Raw genomic sequence first — 16,669 nt, 5'->3', positions numbered from 1 at the left:
CGGAAAATGTTCCGATCCCCTAAAAATGTCCTATATTTAAGCTTGTTTTTGTTATCAAAAATTATGACAAAATACCCGATTTTTACTCAAAATGAAACAATTGAAAAGCGTTTTCTGTCGTAATTTTACTGAGTTCTTCGAAAGATGTTTCCCGGAGTTCAGCGACCTTTTCGGCAACGAGTTTTACATATGCTGGCTCATTTCGTTTCCCGCGGTTTGGATGAGGTGCCAGGAACGGCGCATCCGTCTCCACCAGCAGCCGATCCTTTGGCACCTGCACAGCCACTTCTTTTGGCAGGGTGGCATTTTTAAACGTTACCGGACCGCCTAATGAAATATAAAAATTCATATCAAGGCATGCCTGTATATAATCCGGTGCATCATTATAGCAATGCATGATTCCACCGACTTCCTCTGCATTTTCCTCCTGCATGACTTCAATAATGTCTTCTGTTGCTTCACGGTTGTGAATGATGATTGGCATCTTCACTTTTTTGGCCAGGTTAATCTGTTTGCGGAACACCTCTTTTTGAATTTCTTTTGGTGATTTATCCCAATGATAATCAAGCCCCATCTCACCGATGGCAACCACCTTTTGGTGTGCTGACAGTTCCTCAATCCAGTCAAGATCTTCCTGGGTCATATCTATTGCATCAACCGGATGCCAGCCAACCGCAGCATAGATTGTTTCGTACTGTTCGGCTATTTCAATTGCCAGCGGAATCGTCTCCCGGTCAAATCCGACAACCACCATATACTTTACACCAGCATCAAATGCACGTTGGATCGTCTCATCCCGATCTTCAAAAAACTGTCTCGCGTTCAAATGTACATGTGTATCAACTAACATACAATCGCTCCTATCGTACAGAAAAAGGCCAGCACCTCGTATGAGGGTGACCTTATTTCTCTTTATTTTACTACCGAACCATTTGGCAAGGATTGCTCAACAGATGCAAGGGTTAAGTTCCCAATTTCATCCTCACCGCAAAGTATCATTCCTTCAGATTTTTCGCCACGCAGTTTAACGGGTTTCAGGTTGGTAACACAAATGACCTTTTTCCCAACAAGGTCATCCGGCTGATAATATTCAGCAATACCTGATACTACCTGCCGTTTGTCCATGCCGACATCAAGCTGAAGCTTTAATAATTTATCTGCTTTTTTCACAGATTCCGCTTTGACGACTTCGGCAACACGCATATCTACTTTCATAAATTCATCGAAAGTAACTTCTTCCTTTTGTTCCGGCGCTTTTTTAGCAGCAGGTTTTTTCTTTTCCGGTTCAGGCTTTGTCATCATTGCCTTAATCGTTTCGACTTCTTTTTCCACATCAAGACGCGGGAATAGCGGCTCACCTTTTGCAACATGAGTCCCTGCTTCAATTCGACCATTGTCGCGAATTGATTCCCAATCCTGCAATTGCTCATCAGTAACGCCGAGTTGTTTGAAAATCTCGGCAGGTGATTCGGTCAAAAACGGCTGCAGCATAATCGCAGTCTTTCGTAATGATTCCGCCAAATGAGCCATCACATTCCCAAGCCGCTCTTTATTCGCGTCATCTTTTGCCAGAATCCAAGGCTCTGTTTCATCAATATATTTATTCGTCCTGCTGATCATCTTCCACAATGAGGAAAGCGCGACCGAGAACTGCATGTTATCCATCGAATCTTCCACTTTATCCACCGTTTCTTCCTGCAAGGACTCGAGTGACGCCTCAAATTCCGTTTCGGAAGCGATATACGCAGGAATTTTTCCATCAAAGTACTTATTGATCATGGCAACGGTCCGGTTAAGCAGGTTGCCAAGATCGTTTGCCAGGTCATAATTAGTACGCTCCACAAAGCCTTCAGGTGTAAATACCCCGTCCGACCCGAACGGAACTTCACGGAGCAGGTAATAGCGCAATGCATCAAGGCCATATCGATCTGTCAGTTGAATAGGATCGACAACATTTCCTTTCGATTTGGACATTTTGCCATCCTTCATCAAAATCCACCCATGCGCAAACACTTTTTTCGGCAGCGGCAAATCAAGTGCCATTAGGATAATCGGCCAGTAAATGGTATGGAAACGGACAATTTCCTTACTCATCAGATGCACATCTGCCGGCCAAAACTTCTGATACAGTTCATCATGATCCGTTCCATAGCCAAGTGCTGTGATATAATTTGTCAAGGCATCAATCCAAACGTAAATAACATGTTTTGGATCACCAGGCACTTTAATGCCCCAGTCAAACGTAGTCCGTGATACCGCCAAATCCTCCAGGCCCGGTCTGATAAAGTTATTCAGCATTTCATTTTTACGGCTTTCCGGCTGAATGAATTCCGGATTAGCTTCATAAAATTCGACAAGACGGTCGACATACTTGCTCATTTTAAAGAAATAGGATTCCTCTTTTACTTTCTCAACCGGTCCGCCACAATCCGGACAATGACCATCATCCAGCTGCCGTTCCGTAAAGAAGGACTCACATGATGTACAGTACCATCCTTCATACTCATCCAGATAAATATCACCCTGTTTAACAAGCTGATCAAATATCTTTTCGACAATTCGCTTATGACGATCTTCGGTTGTGCGGATAAAGTCATCATTTGTTATTTTTAATTTTTTCCATAAATCCTGGATACCACTGACAATTTCATCGACATATTTCTGTGGCTCCATCCCTTTTTCGTGTGCTTTACGCTGAATTTTTTGACCATGTTCATCCGTTCCGGTCAAATACATCACATCATACCCACGCAAACGTTTATATCGGGCAATCGCATCACCGGCGACCGTGGAATATGCGTGGCCAATGTGTAAATTGCCGCTTGGATAATAGATTGGTGTTGTTATATAAAACGTATTTTTCTCTTTTGGCATTACCATTACCTCCCTCAATCACTATTTCCATTGTAGCGATTTTATCACAAGATTTCCATTAACGGATAACCACCGTTTCATAATTCACAGTATTTCCTGATTACCTTATCTGCTAACCCCACAATATTTTATTTAATTTTCACATTAATTTTATCTTTCGGGAAAAATTTATTGACACTTTTAGTAATGATTGGTACTATATGTCATAAGCAGATGTCGAAACATGACGAAAAATTTTTGTAGCAATGAAAAAACAATGCCGAATTGTTTTTTCCATCCTTCAGAGGGGAGTTAGGAAAATGAAGTCTACTGGAATCGTACGGAAAGTTGATGAACTTGGCCGAGTTGTATTGCCTATCGAATTGCGGCGTAACCTTGACATCAAGGAAAAAGATACGTTGGAAATTTTCGTCGATAAAGAGAGAGTTATTTTACAGAAATTCAAACCTGCCATGACATGTCAGGTTACAGGGGAAACATCCGATGAGAATCTGGTGCTGGCAAACGGCAAACTTGTTCTCAGCCCTGAAGGTGCAGAGGAATTAATCAATGAAATCCAGTCCCGTCTGGTAAGAGAAGGAAAATAACAGGAACATCTGAATAATGTGATAAAAGCGGCTGACGCGCACCACCTTTCCCTTTTTTGTCAGCCGCTTTTTTTTATTTGGATTTTATAATATGGAACAGATCCGGTTTGGCTTTCGTTATTGCATAAGCAAAATTAAATTAGTTAAATATAGAGAAAAACAGAGTAATTCAATAGGAATAGCGTATTATATTAATACAGTGTTATTTTATTACAATTTACGATAGAATGTGGCAGATATTGAACTTTGAGATTACCATTTTAATATGAAAAAATTAGAAGGTTGGTCATCCTGTACTATTTAGATACTTAAATAAAAAACATCAAGGAGGATACATAATGTTAAAAAAATCATTAGGAATTATATCAGCCTTCGTACTAATGTTGGGTTTATCAGCATGTGGAGGCAATGAAGATGCAAACAATGAAAATGCCTCTTTTGGGGAGAAGGTTGAGTATACGATTACCGGAATAGATCCTGGTGCCGGACTTATGGGCCTGACAAAAGATGTGATGTCTGCCTATAATTTGGATAAATGGGAGCTTAAGGAAAGTTCTGCTGCTGCCATGACAGCAGCGTTGGATAAGGCGATTGAAGATAAAGAGCCCATCGTAGTGACTGGCTGGATTCCACACTGGAAATTTATTGAATATGATTTGAAAATGCTCGAAGATCCTAAAGGAGCGTATGGTGGAAAAGAGAAAATCAAAACGCTTGTACGCAAGGGACTAAAGGAAGATATGCCTGGTGCATATAAATTTTTTGATCAATTCCACTGGAAACCGGATGATCTCCAAAAAGTAATGCTGAAAATTGAAAATGGCCAATCAGAACAAGAGGCAGCAAAGAAATGGGTTAAGAATAATCAGGATTTGGTAAGTTCATGGATCAAAGGAGTCGAATCCGGAAATGGTGAGGAAATAAGAGTTACGTATGTTGCCTGGGCCGATGTGATTGCCAGTTCCAATGTTGTAAAATACGTATTGGAGAATAAATTAAATTATAAAGTTGAATTAATTCAGGTGGAAGCAGGTCCAATGTTTGCAGCAATTGCGGATGGAAGTGCGGATGCAATGGTAGGTGCGTGGTTACCTTCAACACATGTTGATTACTATGAAAAATACAAGGAAGAATTAGTGGACCTGGGAGTTAACCTGACCGGTACACGAAACGGTCTTGTTGTACCAGCATATATGGATATTGATTCCATTAAAGATTTAAAAGCAGCTGAATAGCCTGCAACTGGATCTATTTGTTGGATAAAAGGACAGATTTATTGTCATTAGATAGGAACGAGGCTGGGACAAAAAGTGATTTAGAAAAAAACGAATTAGTGGTGTGGCCAACGCTCCGGAAATATACTTCGCTTTCACTTTCGAGCATAAGTGCGACATCAGCTCAAGAAAATCACTTTCGCTGTGTCTTCTTTACCGCGGGCGGCTGTTGAGCCCTCCTCGTGCTTACGCACTGCGGGGTCTCACCTAGGCCTGTCCTCCCGCAGGAGTCTACGTATATTTCCTCCGCTAATCCCTAAAATTGTTCGTTTTTTGTATTACACTTTTTGATTTGTCCCAGCTTCGTTACCTATTGATCTACATGATATGCCTGATAAACATCCCGCTTTGCCATATTCCGGTCCAGTGCAGCCTGTTTAATGGCTTCCTTACTTGTCAGGTTTTCATCCCTGATATAATGGCTTACATGCTCCGAAACGGAAAGATGACTCCACCACAAATCATCTTTTTGAAGACCGGATGCCTCCGTACCTTCGACAACGAGGCAAAGTTCTCCTTTCAGTTCGCGTTCATTTGACCAATCCAGGAGTTCTTCCAACGTTCCACGTGCATACTCCTCAAATTTTTTAGTAAGCTCACGAGCTGCAACCGCCCGACGATTTCCGAACTTTTCCCTGATATCCTTAATCGTATCCTTCAACCGGAAAGGTGATTCATAAAACAACAGTGTCGCTTTCACTGATTGAAGCCGCTCCAGTTCAGCAGTTTTTTCCTTCTTTTTACGTGGCAAAAACCCATAAAACAAAAATTCATCAGCAGGCAGTCCGGAACCAACCAGCGCACATAAAGCAGCATTTGCACCTGGCAGGACAACCACCGGCTGCTCGATATCAATCGCGGCCTGTACCAGTTCATATCCGGGATCGGAAATCGACGGCATACCCGCATCACTTACTATGGCAATTGTTTCACCGTTTTCCAGATGTTCGAGCAACTCTTTTTCCCTCGATTTTTTATTATGTTCATGATAGCTGACAAGCCTGGTTGATATGTCAAAGTGATTCAGCAGTTTCCTGGTATTTCTCGTATCCTCCGCTGCAATCACAGCTACGGATTTCAATACCTTTAATGCACGGTATGTAATGTCTTCCAGATTGCCAATAGGGGTCGGGACAACATAAACCGTTCCATTTTTTTCACCATCAAAGCTTTTTTGAACCTTCATATTGCATCACTTCCTTCAACTTATCACGGATTAATTGGAATTTCCCCTTCCGTGTCAGCTGTTTAATCTCGTATTCCCGCTGCAGTGCTTCGGATTTTTCCGGAAACTTTTCCACAAACAATACCTGAAAAGGGCCGCGTCCTCTCGTATATTTTGCACCTTTTCCTTCCTCATGCATCACCAGTCTATGTTCCAGATCATTGGTATAGCCGGTATAAAGTGTATTATCACTGCATCTTAAAATATAAACAATATGCTCATTATCTTCCATAAATAATATCCTCAGCTTCCTTTGTGTACGTACTGTCATCATGATAAATATATAATGGCGGCAAAATCTTCAGGTCCGCATTGCCATCCCGAACCCCTTCAATCAAAATCATATTCGCATCCCGTCCCCGCTTCGGGTAAATAAATTGAAGCCGCTTCGGCTCCAGCCGGTATTTGCGGAACAATGTAATGATGTCAATCAACCTTCCCGGCCGGTGAACCATTGCAACTTTCCCTCCCGGACGAACGTGCAGTTTACACGCTTTCACAACATCCTCAAGCGTACAATAAACTTCATGCCGAGCGATAGTCAGATGTTCACTCTTATTATGCTCTGTTTTTGCCGGTGTACGGAAATACGGCGGATTACATGTGACCACATCGAATGCACTGTGTTTCAATGTTGCCTTCATGTCCTTCAGATCACCATGAATGACCGATAATTGTTCGCCCAGTTTATTTAATTTAATACTTCGGGTCGCCATATCTGCAAGCCGTTCCTGAATTTCAACTCCGGTTAACTCAGCATTGGTACGACGTGACAGCAACAGCGGAATGACACCGTTTCCTGTACACAAATCAAGAATCTTTCCTCTCCTGATTGGCACATACGCAAAATGAGCAAGCAGCACCGCATCAAGCGAAAATGAAAATACAGAAGAACTTTGGATAATGTGCATACGTTCTTCAGCAAGCAAATAATCAATTCGTTCGTCGTCGTATAATGGTACCATTCTTAATCCTTTCCAAATATGTTAGAAAAGCTGCCTCTAATGAATAGAGACAGCCGATAATAATTCCCTATTTCGTTTTATTTAAAAATAACAGACAGAACAGGCAATCCTCATCCTGGCGGGGGGTGCCGAAATGGACGTTGCAAATATGAAATCCCTCTTCATACAGCCGTGCGAGATTATCATAGCCTTCACCCGGTACATCCTTGGCCGGGTTGACAATCTCATCATCTTTAAAATCCTCATCAGAATCGTTCAAGCGATTACGCAAATGATGATTTTCCATTTCCAGACGGTGATTTTCCTCAAGAAGGTCACTCAATTTCCCCTTTAAATCACCGAGCTGTTCATACAGTTCGCCAATTTGTTCTTCCATATCTGATACCTGATCAAAAATTTTTCTCTTTTTCACGCCCGATCACCCCACTATTCTGTGGCTTGCGCTGTAATAATTCCTTCATCAATTAGTTCATCTAACGTATATTCAATAACCCGTTCTTTTTCAGGTATTTCTATGTGTATAATCCTCTCCAGCATATTCAAGCCAACTACTTTTCCATCACCATATGGCGTTTTAATTTTCTCACCCATATCCGGCAATTCACGTTTCGCAGTCTCATAATCATCGTTTTCATATTTAAGGCAGCACATAAGCCGGCCGCATAACCCGGAAATTTTAGCTGGATTAAGCGAAAGGTTCTGATCCTTAGCCATTTTAATCGATACCGGTTCGAAGTCACCGAGAAATGTTGAGCAGCAAAGCATTCTTCCGCATGGACCTATGCCTCCCAACATTTTTGCCTCATCCCGCACACCAATTTGTCTGAGCTCAATACGGGTTTTAAATTGCGAAGCCAGATCCTTTACCAAGTTGCGGAAGTCCACACGCCCATCCGCGGTAAAATAGAAGATTAATTTGTTTCGATCGAATGTATATTCCACTTCGACCAGATTCATATCCAGCTCATGGTGAGCAATTTTATTAGCACAGGTCTCAAAAGCACGTTCGGCATGCTGCTGATTTTCAGCTACTGTCAGCTTATCTTTCTCATCAGCAATCCGAATCACTTTTTTTAATGGGAGTACAACGTCCTCCTCATCAACCTGTTTATTCGTAATAACCACCTTGCCAAATTCCACACCTCGAACCGTTTCGACAACAACATATTTGTCTGCTTCTATATTGTTGTCTCCAGGATCGAAATAATATATTTTACCCGCTTTTTTAAAACGGACACCGATTACTTCAATCATGTATATCACCTCTGTATTTGAACGGCAAGCTGCTCCATCACGAGCGTTGGATTGACATTCTGTTTCAGCTTCCGCTTGGCTTCCAGAAGTTTGTTCAGAATGTCCAACAGCTGACCCTGTGAAAAAAACATCGACAGGTTCTCTATTTGATCCCCATCTTGTTGGAAAACTGCCATTCCATCCTGCTTACCGATATGAAAGTATAGTATATCCTTAAACGCAAGTAGCATTAAATCAAGTCCTTGCTCCTGCTGTTTCCGATCCTTGAAATGAGGCATCCACTTGCTGTGAATAAACAAAAAAACCTCATTAGGATTCCGCGAAAACATTTCTATCAATTGTATCATTAATTTTCGTGACTGCGCAAACCACTCATCCGCAGTCCAAGAAAACGCATCATCAAAATTATTCGTCAATGCACTCATTAACAATGCATCCCGTTCAGCCATACCTGAATCAATAAGCTGTGTTCGAAAAGCTTCCGGATTTAACGGTTTCAAATCAATGACCTGACAGCGTGAACGGATGGTGGAAATAATCGACTGACTGTTATCTGTCAGCATAATTGCAGTTGTTTCCTTACTTGGTTCTTCCAAAAATTTTAAAATACGGTTTGCTGCATTCACAGTTAATGTATCGGCATCTGAAATCACATAAACCTTCTTGTTGGATTCCATACCGGAATAATTAAATTCCTTTTGCAAATGATCGATTTGTTCCTTTCGAATGGATTGTCTGTCCGGATCCGGTTCAATCCAGTGCAAATCGGGATGGTTCCCGGATTCGATCCGTTTGCAGGCATTACATTCCAAACAAGGCTCTGAAGCCGTTTTATTGGTACAGAAAACGGTCTTGGCAAGCAGCAGGGCAATTGGGTTTTTTCCGGTCCCCCGGGCACCCTGGATTAAGTACGCATGTGATATGCGGTCCTTTATTATGCTGTTCGTGATGATTCTGCTTGCCAGTGGCTGTATTTCAGCAACCTCAGACCATGTTTTCATAGTTACCAGTCCTTAAAATAATAATAAATGTATTGTTCCTCAGCATTGATAGCGACCAAGGAAAGCCTCCATGGAATATCAATCTTTTTAAGGAGGCTATTCGATCGCTTTTGATGTTAAAACTGCATAAATTGCTCAATCGGCAGGATAAATACGGTTGCGCCGCCTACTTCTACTTTGACAGGCTTTGGTATATAGGAGTCTGCGTTTCCGCCCATCGGTGAGATTGGTGCTACCATCTGTTCGCGCTGTGAGCAGTTGTCCCGAATAATGTTCAGTGCTTCATCAACATACTCATCCTCACAGCCAATCATCAGGGTGGTATTGCCTTCTTTTAAAAATCCGCCAGTTGTTGCAAGCTTCGTCGTTTTGAAATTTTCTCCGCCCAACGCATCTGTCAGACGATTGGTGTCTTTGTCCTGAACAACAGCAATTATCAGCTTCATTTTCCTTACCTCCCTTACGCTTTATTGGTAAAACAGGAAATAATGGTATCCACAGCATCCTTTTCAACCTGGTCAAATGCCTGGTCTGCATTTATAACATGAATACGATCCGAAAATTGTGAAACAAGTAGTTGGTATGCTTCATAAACATGTTCATGAAATGGAAGCTTTTCAAGATCAAGCCTGTTACGTTCTCTATCTTTATTCGCCGTAATACGTGCCAACCCTTTTTTAGGTTCAATATCAAAAAACAGTGTCATATCCGGCATACAATCCTGAATCGCAAATTGATTGATCGAAAGTACTTCATCCATGTTCAAGCCTCTGGCATAACCCTGATATGCGAGACTGCTGTCAATAAAGCGGTCACACAGTACCATTTTCCCCTCTTCCAACGCTGGCAATACCTTTTCAACCAAATGCTGTCGGCGTGCGGCTGCATACAAAAGGGCTTCCGTTCTGCCATCCATTGCTGTGTTTTGCGGATCGAGGATGATGTTCCGAATTTTTTCGGCAATTTCAATTCCGCCGGGCTCCCGGGTCGTGACTATATCATATCCCATATCTGATAATTTCTTTGCGGCAGTCTGGAGAATTGATGTTTTACCAGCACCCTCACCACCTTCAAATGTTACAAAATATCCGTTCACTTAAGTTTGCTCCTTTATATAAAAACGCTGACTCTTTGAGTGACATCGTCATGTTGTATGGTTGCACCCTGATGAATCAGTTGTTTGATAATGCTGATGTGCGTATCTGTGATCCGCTCACCTTTTAAAATAAAAGGTATTCCCGGCGGATAAGGTGTTATCGCTTCTGCCGCAATACAGCCAGCCGACTGATTCAGTGGAACCTGTCTAGCAGGTCGATGGTGCATCGTCTGGTACGGCATTACTAGTTCCTGAATCTGTTTTGTAAATAGATTTCCTGTTTCTATTGTAGCATGATTCTGCACATTTTTTAATTGTTCCTTAACGCGCATTATTCCATTTTGCAGTTGCTTGTCATATTGAAATGGAGTAAGCCCATGAATAAGTAAAATTTGATCATGCGTTGCAAGCTCCGGATAAATCGCTTCTTTTTCAAATAGGCTGTAAACCTCATGCGCAGAAATACCCTGTTGCATCTGCAATGTTATTTTCAAAGGATCGTCAGTCGGGAGGACTTGCCACGCATCTTTTTCATCCAGGATTGCTATTATACGACTGACACTATTCATAACCGCCTTAACATCATCCTGTGACAGACTTGCAAGGAAATAACGGGCAATATCCAGCGACGCCATAATCGGGTAGGATGGACTGCTTGACTGGAGCATCTGCAGATAATGCGTCACCCTGTTGCTGTTAACCCTGCTGGAATTCATATGCAGCAAGGACCCCATCGTCATAGCAGGCGCCATTTTATGTGCCGACTGGACAACCACATCCGCTCCCAAATCAAGCGATGATGCCGGAAAGTTATCATTGGTGGAGAAATGGACACCATGTGCTTCATCAACAAGCACTGGTATATTATATTCATGTGCAAGGTCAATCATTTCTTTTATATTAAAAGTTTGGCCAAAATAATCCGGATAAGTCAACACCGCTGCTTTGGCATCCGGATGTTGTTCGATTGCCTCTTTGAATGTATTAAAATCAGGTGCCGTATACCGATTGACCTTACGATCAAATTCCGGTGCGACAAAAACAGGTCTGGCACCGCCCAGTTCCAGACTGTTAAAAATGGATTTATGGCTGTTGCGCTGCACAATTATTTTTTCCTCCGCAGTACATGCTGCTAAAATCATTGCCATATTCCCGGCGGTACTGCCGCCTACCAGAAAATATGTCTGCTCCGCCCCAAAATAATCAGCTGCCAGATCCTGTGCATCCTTAATAACATCATGTGGAGCATGAAGGTCGTCCAGCCCCGATAATTCAGTCATATCCAGCGGTAAAATAGACTGATAATATTCACGAGCCAAGGGTGGAAAAAGCTCTCCGTTTTTATGTCCAGGGACATGAAAAGAAATCGGGTCCCGTTTTGCAAATTGTTTCAAAGCGTCCAATAACGGTGTTTTCTGTTGATTGCGTTTCATCATAATCTTTCCTCTGCGTTTGTATATGTATATTTCTTATAAGGTTACCATAATTTATACCTTTGGATTAGTACAAGGAAAAATATATCAAAAACTCCCTGCCGCTGTACTTTGGTCCGCTGCCGCCGTATAATACCCAGTTTCCGCTGTATTTTTGCCTGTAGCCGCCGTACTTTTCTCCGCACCCGCTGTACAGTTCGCGGTTCCCGCCGTACAAAGCAGAATATCTTATTTTATAAAGTTTGACTGACTGATGCTGGCGCGGAACTGCACTCAAAGTTTCAATTTTTAAACAGAAAAAAAAGCCTTTGCAGGAAATCGCAAAAGCTTATGAGTGTAAAGTTGGCTGATTCATATTTTTTAATTTTTGCAGATAATAGTGATATTTTTCTTCCCGTGGTTCTGTGTGAATCATGTTTCGTTCACATTCGCAGCAAATAAACAGTTTGTATAAATGGATTCCTCGTTCCTTTTCCTCTTCGCATATACCGCACCGTTCATGTGAAATTACTTGTTTCATCTCCCCACCTCCGTTAGCTTAGTATCTCCTAATCTAACGAATTTTATACAAAAAAATCTTAGAATCATTGAAACTTTTTCTTCAGTATATGCTTTGCAGGCTTATCTCTTTACACTTTTTCATCATTCCTGTTAAAAATAAAAACGCATGCCAAATCCAAAATAGATTTCACATGCAGCATACACAGCGATTGAATACTTGCTTATAACAAAATTAAGTGAATAGCGGCAAGCGATCCCAGTCCAAACAAGCCGAGAAATCCGGATACAGCAGCGGTGAACAGATTAATCGGAATATGCAATCCGATGGCCCCACCAAACACATTAAAGAAAAACAGGAATAAAATACCTATTCCAAGTTTAATCGTACTGTGTGCGATAAAACGCATCGGTTTAACAGGAGCACCCACGAATAATAGAATAACGATTAATCCGACAATAACCGAGATAACCAACGTTGAACTCAAGTCAAATCACTCCTTTTCCTTGTCCCTTTCTAGTTATATATGAAAGGGAATACGGAAAAAGAACATCATTTACTGTATCGGACAGCACTTATTTTTCGCCGCCGCGCTTCCCGAAGCAGGTACAAGTATTTCTCCCGTGCAAGTTTCTCCGTATACATACCGTCATAGGATGACTCAATACTCTTCCCCAGGATAGCCTGAATCTGTTTCCACTCCCGTTCCAAAGCAAAAATAGATTGTAATAATTGTTCATCCACATCTCTTTTTTTTACCTTTTTACCCATGCTGTCACCCAACTTTTAGAAAACCTGGTTCGCCTGATATCAAGCACCTCGTTTTTCATATAAGGTCATCCATAAATTTAAAATTTATGACGTTATATAGAAAACTTGCAATCTGCAATGTAAGAGGGAGATTATACATCCCTTCTTCCCTCTAACGCTTTTGAGAGTGTAACCTCATCAGCATACTCCAAATCACCGCCAACAGGAAGACCGTGTGCGATTCGTGTCGTCTTTATTCCCGATGGTTTCACAAGTCTTGAAATATACATTGCCGTTGCTTCCCCTTCGATGTTCGGGTTTGTAGCCAGAATCAATTCTTCCACTTCCTCATCTTTCAAACGGTTGATGAGGTCCGGTACATTGATATCTTCCGGCCCTATCCCATCCATGGGTGAAATGGCTCCATGTAAAACATGATATTTCCCGTGGAATTCCTTCATTTTTTCCATCGCAATAACATCTTTCGGGTCCTGCACCACACAGATGATGGACTGATCCCTCGAAGTGTCCTGGCAGATGGAACATGGGTCCTGATCAGTTATATGACCACAGGTGGAGCAATGGGTCAGTTCACGTTTTGCATTGACTAATGACTTCGCAAAATCTAGTACATCGTCTTCTTCCATATTTAACACAAAAAATGCCAGTCGAACAGCCGTTTTCGGTCCAATCCCCGGCAATTTTGTGAAGCTGTCAATCAATCTGGAAATCGGTTCAGGGTAATACATACAATATGCCTCCTATAGGAAAAGCGGAAGCGCCCGTTTAGCAACGTACAAACTGCGCCCTGCCATGCAGGGTGGATCGGCGTTGCCGCGCAAAGCGGCGGTTTTAGACGATCTTCCCTAATCCGCAATAAAGGAAACACGGTGAGCTGGAAGCGAACCGATGTTGACTTTCACCACAAGGGTATAAGTGCGACTAGGCCTCTGGTTTCACCAATCGGCCAGTCTTCTTTATCGTAGTGAGGAGTGTGAAGTTTGCTAGTTGCTGGGCGCTGGAGCTGGACATGGCTTGTTCTGTCCAACAAGAAAATAAAGCCCAATTTTTATACATTCTTTACGAATTAGAAAAACTCAGGCATAGTCCCACATTACAGTGGGTGCCGAAGTTTTTCTTATAAGGTCCATCACATTTTGATGTTCTAATATTAGAACATTCCACCAGGCATATTCATTCCTTTCGTGAATTGTCCCATTGTTTCATTCGTTTTATCGTCAATTTGTTTAATAACATCATTTGTTGCTGTCAAAATAAGGTCCTGCAGCATTTCCACATCATCCGGATCAACTACTTCTTCCTTGATTTGAATATCTGTGATTTCTTTCTTGCCGTTTGCAACCACGGTAACCATTCCACCGCCTGCAGATGATTCAAACGTCATTTCATGCAGTTCATCCTGTGCTTTCATCATTTTCTTTTGCATTTTTTGCATCTGCTTCATCATGTTACCCATATTTCCACCTTTCATGGAAAACGCCTCCTTTTAATTTGAATCAATCTATTCGTGTATTTCCAGTAAATCGTCACCAACAAGTTTTCTCGCTTCAGATATCAGTGAATCTTCCTGTTGATCATCCTGTTGGCTCGCTGACTGCTCCTGTCTGCTAATATATTCATTGCGCAATTCCTGCCAATTATTCGCTGGAATCGGAATGAGCGTCAAATTCTTGCCTGTCACACTGGTCAATATGGATTCCACTGTTTCCCGATGTTCCAGAAAAAGGGAGCAATGAATCTCATATTTAAACTGTACCACAAGCGCCTGCTGCGATGCAGCCGCTGGTTTACTGTCCTGAATAGTAGCATGTGCCGGAGCGCTTGCTGACTTCAGTTTATTTAAAAATGCCGCCCATTGTGACTGTACTTCCTTCAGCGCCGGTTTTTCCGCCTCCTGCAATACATTACGGATTTTTTCGTATGGTATTTTAAAACTGTTTCGTGTCCCTCTTGCCTGTGTTCGTCTCGGTTCATTGGCAGGGGGCTGACGGGTTGCACTTGCAGGTGCATCTTTTAATGCTGCCAGTTCTTTTTCCAAATGTTCCAGTCGAGTCAAAAGACCGGTAACTGCTTCTGATTCTGCGGCACTATCCGCTTCATTAGCTGCAGGTTGTTTATTTGTAATGGTAAGCAAGGCAATCTCAATAAATACTTTCGGACTGTTTGTCCATTTTATCTCCTGCTGACATTGGTTCAGGTGCATGATTGCATCTTGAATCCAGTCCACTGATACCGTATTGGCAAGTTTTTGAAAGTTTTCATCGATAATTGCCCGTTCCAAAATGCCTTCAAGTGACGGGGCACTTTTATATAATAACAAATCACGGGAGAAATATATAAGGTCATACACAAACCGGGCCGGATCTTTCCCGTTTTGAATCATTTCATCAAGCAGTGAGAGGGCCCGTTGTACGTCCTTTTCATACATCGATCCGACAATCTCTGTCAGGATTTTCTGGGAGACTCCGCCTGTTACAGCAAGCACATCATCAAGCTCGACGCTTTCATCACTGTAAGATACAGCCTGATCCAAAATACTCAGTGCATCACGCATCCCGCCCTCTGCAGCCAGGGCAATCGTGTCCAATGCCTCAGACGAGACATTAATTTCTTCTTTTTCAATAATCGTCTTCATCCGTTCCACAATCGATTGACTGGAGATTGGTTTAAAGTCGAAGCGCTGACATCTGGATAGGATTGTCAATGGTATTTTATGCGGTTCGGTCGTGGCCAGAATAAATACAACATGTTTCGGAGGTTCTTCCAATGTTTTTAAAAGCGCGTTGAATGCATTCACCGAAATCATGTGCACCTCATCGATAATGTATACTTTATATGGTACAGCACTTGAGGCATATTTTACTTTATCACGGATGTCACGAATATCTTCAACACTCGTATGGGATGCCGCATCCATTTCAATCACATCGGAAATGGAGCCATCCTGAATGCCTCTGCATGCATCACATTCATTACACGGCTCTTTCACTGGGGCTTTTTCACAGTTAATCGTCTTGGCAAAAATTTTGGCCGCACTCGTTTTACCGGTTCCACGCGGGCCGGAGAAAATGTATGCATGCGAAAACTTCTCCTGAACAATCGCATTTTGCAGTGTTCGAGTTATATGTGATTGTCCAACCACATCCTGGAAATTCCTTGGACGCCAGACACGATATAAAGCCTGATAGCTCATAATAAACGTTCCCCTTTGTGAAGTCTACCTAAATTATACTCGATTTCGAGGGTAAATGTGAACCATAAAGAAAACAAATTATCCGGATGGGTTCAACAGAATTCGGGTGGTGCCGGGCACCTGGGAGGCGCCTCTGACCAAAAAAAGCTGCATCACCCCGTATTGAGAGCAATGCAGCTTTCTGCTATGTAAACCGTGCACCCATTGTCGATAGGATGTTCCTAAGCGTTACCCAAGTTCATGGCTCGGCCCAGGCTTCCCCGCGGCACACAGGGATAACCACTTACTGCTGCTTCCTTCCGGACCTGACAGAATTCATGGGTCTCTGTTGCGCAGGACCTGAACGTCAACACCAATCCCTTGAGGCAGACCTTAAAATCACCCTACCTCGAATGGGAATTCAGCCTCGCTATAGCGGATTGCGAGTACAGGGCACCGCTACCTCCCCACTTAGCACGGCAATACCCATTATAACCACTTTGCTTAAATAATGCAAT

General features: G+C 42.3%; 19 protein-coding genes and 1 other RNA gene. 2 read left to right on the top strand and 18 right to left on the bottom strand.

Translation table 11 applies throughout. The features are described 5' to 3' along the window. Window positions 1-82: 82 nt before the first annotated feature. Window positions 83-850 (bottom strand): TatD family hydrolase, encoded by a 768-nt coding sequence (locus HUX68_RS13520; protein WP_174615330.1) that lies wholly within the window; start codon window positions 848-850, stop codon window positions 83-85. Window positions 851-912: 62 nt separating this feature from the next. Continuing rightward, window positions 913-2,874 (bottom strand): methionine--tRNA ligase, encoded by a 1,962-nt coding sequence (metG, locus tag HUX68_RS13515; RefSeq protein ID WP_174615329.1) that lies wholly within the window; start codon window positions 2,872-2,874, stop codon window positions 913-915. A 299-nt stretch (window positions 2,875-3,173) separates the two neighbouring features. Between metG and abrB the strand changes: the two genes are divergently transcribed. Together abrB and HUX68_RS13505 are read left to right on the top strand one after the other, a co-directional pair. Next, window positions 3,174-3,461, top strand: a complete 288-nt coding sequence (abrB, locus tag HUX68_RS13510) for a transition state genes transcriptional regulator AbrB (protein ID WP_174615328.1) — start codon at window positions 3,174-3,176, stop codon at window positions 3,459-3,461. Window positions 3,462-3,799: 338 nt separating this feature from the next. Next, complete coding sequence (locus HUX68_RS13505; protein ID WP_174615327.1) at window positions 3,800-4,696, top strand: glycine betaine ABC transporter substrate-binding protein; 897 nt, start codon at window positions 3,800-3,802, stop codon at window positions 4,694-4,696. Between the two features lie 349 nt (window positions 4,697-5,045). Here the strand turns inward: HUX68_RS13505 and rsmI are convergent, their stop codons facing one another. The 16 genes from rsmI to ffs form a co-directional block, all read right to left on the bottom strand. After that, on the bottom strand, window positions 5,046-5,921 hold the full coding sequence (rsmI, locus tag HUX68_RS13500) for a 16S rRNA (cytidine(1402)-2'-O)-methyltransferase (protein ID WP_174615326.1): 876 nt from the start codon (window positions 5,919-5,921) through the stop codon (window positions 5,046-5,048). Then, window positions 5,899-6,192, bottom strand: coding sequence for a GIY-YIG nuclease family protein (locus HUX68_RS13495; RefSeq protein ID WP_174615325.1), 294 nt, complete (start codon window positions 6,190-6,192; stop codon window positions 5,899-5,901). Before HUX68_RS13495 ends, rsmI begins: the two co-directional genes overlap by 23 nt. Continuing rightward, entirely contained in the window at window positions 6,182-6,925 is a 744-nt protein-coding gene (locus tag HUX68_RS13490; protein ID WP_174615324.1) for a tRNA1(Val) (adenine(37)-N6)-methyltransferase, read from the bottom strand. Before HUX68_RS13490 ends, HUX68_RS13495 begins: the two co-directional genes overlap by 11 nt. A 67-nt stretch (window positions 6,926-6,992) precedes the next feature. Beyond that, window positions 6,993-7,337: a DNA replication initiation control protein YabA gene (gene yabA, locus HUX68_RS13485; RefSeq protein ID WP_174615323.1), complete on the bottom strand. Its 345-nt coding sequence runs from the start codon at window positions 7,335-7,337 to the stop codon at window positions 6,993-6,995. Between the two features lie 14 nt (window positions 7,338-7,351). Beyond that, entirely contained in the window at window positions 7,352-8,179 is an 828-nt protein-coding gene (locus HUX68_RS13480) for a PSP1 domain-containing protein (protein WP_174615322.1), read from the bottom strand. 5 nt (window positions 8,180-8,184) lie between these two features. Next, on the bottom strand, window positions 8,185-9,180 hold the full coding sequence (gene holB / locus HUX68_RS13475) for a DNA polymerase III subunit delta' (protein ID WP_174615321.1): 996 nt from the start codon (window positions 9,178-9,180) through the stop codon (window positions 8,185-8,187). A 116-nt stretch (window positions 9,181-9,296) separates the two neighbouring features. Then, the gene (locus HUX68_RS13470) at window positions 9,297-9,626 is read right to left on the bottom strand and encodes a cyclic-di-AMP receptor (RefSeq protein WP_077329907.1); all 330 of its coding nucleotides are present in this window, start codon (window positions 9,624-9,626) and stop codon (window positions 9,297-9,299) included. A 14-nt stretch (window positions 9,627-9,640) separates the two neighbouring features. Further along, complete coding sequence (gene tmk / locus HUX68_RS13465; RefSeq protein ID WP_174615320.1) at window positions 9,641-10,276, bottom strand: dTMP kinase; 636 nt, start codon at window positions 10,274-10,276, stop codon at window positions 9,641-9,643. Between the two features lie 14 nt (window positions 10,277-10,290). Next, a complete protein-coding gene (locus HUX68_RS13460) occupies window positions 10,291-11,712 on the bottom strand; it encodes an aminotransferase class I/II-fold pyridoxal phosphate-dependent enzyme (protein ID WP_246206683.1) in 1,422 nt (473 codons plus the stop codon). Between the two features lie 325 nt (window positions 11,713-12,037). Continuing rightward, entirely contained in the window at window positions 12,038-12,229 is a 192-nt protein-coding gene (locus tag HUX68_RS13455; RefSeq protein WP_174615319.1) for a sigma factor G inhibitor Gin, read from the bottom strand. A 202-nt stretch (window positions 12,230-12,431) separates the two neighbouring features. Next, entirely contained in the window at window positions 12,432-12,695 is a 264-nt protein-coding gene (locus HUX68_RS13450) for a pro-sigmaK processing inhibitor BofA family protein (RefSeq protein ID WP_174615318.1), read from the bottom strand. A gap of 65 nt (window positions 12,696-12,760) precedes the next feature. Then, window positions 12,761-12,979 (bottom strand): YaaL family protein, encoded by a 219-nt coding sequence (locus HUX68_RS13445; RefSeq protein WP_174615317.1) that lies wholly within the window; start codon window positions 12,977-12,979, stop codon window positions 12,761-12,763. Between the two features lie 131 nt (window positions 12,980-13,110). Then, window positions 13,111-13,707, bottom strand: a complete 597-nt coding sequence (gene recR / locus HUX68_RS13440; RefSeq protein WP_174615316.1) for a recombination mediator RecR — start codon at window positions 13,705-13,707, stop codon at window positions 13,111-13,113. Window positions 13,708-14,129: 422 nt separating this feature from the next. Beyond that, a complete protein-coding gene (locus HUX68_RS13435; RefSeq protein WP_174615315.1) occupies window positions 14,130-14,450 on the bottom strand; it encodes a YbaB/EbfC family nucleoid-associated protein in 321 nt (106 codons plus the stop codon). A 30-nt stretch (window positions 14,451-14,480) separates the two neighbouring features. Then, entirely contained in the window at window positions 14,481-16,172 is a 1,692-nt protein-coding gene (gene dnaX / locus HUX68_RS13430; RefSeq protein WP_174615314.1) for a DNA polymerase III subunit gamma/tau, read from the bottom strand. Between the two features lie 193 nt (window positions 16,173-16,365). Then, window positions 16,366-16,631: signal recognition particle sRNA large type (ffs, locus tag HUX68_RS13425), an RNA gene on the bottom strand. Between the last annotated feature and the right edge of the window lie 38 nt (window positions 16,632-16,669).

The sequence above is a fragment of the Virgibacillus ihumii genome, from assembly GCF_902726655.1.
GTDB classification, from domain to species: Bacteria; Bacillota; Bacilli; order Bacillales; family Amphibacillaceae; genus Lentibacillus; species Lentibacillus ihumii.
This window is presented reverse-complemented; position numbering and strand designations above follow the sequence as displayed.

Excerpts from the sequence above, each read along its gene's own strand:
- HUX68_RS13495 (WP_174615325.1), bottom strand. The coding sequence starts at position 6,192 with ATGGAAGATAATGAGCATATTGTTTATATTTTAAGATGCAGTGATAAT.
- HUX68_RS13435 (WP_174615315.1), bottom strand. The coding sequence starts at position 14,450 with ATGAAAGGTGGAAATATGGGTAACATGATGAAGCAGATGCAAAAAATG.
- holB (WP_174615321.1), bottom strand. The coding sequence starts at position 9,180 with ATGAAAACATGGTCTGAGGTTGCTGAAATACAGCCACTGGCAAGCAGA.
- HUX68_RS13460 (WP_246206683.1), bottom strand. The coding sequence starts at position 11,712 with ATGATGAAACGCAATCAACAGAAAACACCGTTATTGGACGCTTTGAAA.
- HUX68_RS13455 (WP_174615319.1), bottom strand. The coding sequence starts at position 12,229 with ATGAAACAAGTAATTTCACATGAACGGTGCGGTATATGCGAAGAGGAA.
- metG (WP_174615329.1), bottom strand. The coding sequence starts at position 2,874 with ATGCCAAAAGAGAAAAATACGTTTTATATAACAACACCAATCTATTAT.
- HUX68_RS13445 (WP_174615317.1), bottom strand. The coding sequence starts at position 12,979 with ATGGGTAAAAAGGTAAAAAAAAGAGATGTGGATGAACAATTATTACAA.
- HUX68_RS13490 (WP_174615324.1), bottom strand. The coding sequence starts at position 6,925 with ATGGTACCATTATACGACGACGAACGAATTGATTATTTGCTTGCTGAA.
- HUX68_RS13505 (WP_174615327.1), top strand. The coding sequence starts at position 3,800 with ATGTTAAAAAAATCATTAGGAATTATATCAGCCTTCGTACTAATGTTG.
- HUX68_RS13480 (WP_174615322.1), bottom strand. The coding sequence starts at position 8,179 with ATGATTGAAGTAATCGGTGTCCGTTTTAAAAAAGCGGGTAAAATATAT.
- HUX68_RS13520 (WP_174615330.1), bottom strand. The coding sequence starts at position 850 with ATGTTAGTTGATACACATGTACATTTGAACGCGAGACAGTTTTTTGAA.
- abrB (WP_174615328.1), top strand. The coding sequence starts at position 3,174 with ATGAAGTCTACTGGAATCGTACGGAAAGTTGATGAACTTGGCCGAGTT.
- rsmI (WP_174615326.1), bottom strand. The coding sequence starts at position 5,921 with ATGAAGGTTCAAAAAAGCTTTGATGGTGAAAAAAATGGAACGGTTTAT.
- HUX68_RS13470 (WP_077329907.1), bottom strand. The coding sequence starts at position 9,626 with ATGAAGCTGATAATTGCTGTTGTTCAGGACAAAGACACCAATCGTCTG.
- recR (WP_174615316.1), bottom strand. The coding sequence starts at position 13,707 with ATGTATTACCCTGAACCGATTTCCAGATTGATTGACAGCTTCACAAAA.
- dnaX (WP_174615314.1), bottom strand. The coding sequence starts at position 16,172 with ATGAGCTATCAGGCTTTATATCGTGTCTGGCGTCCAAGGAATTTCCAG.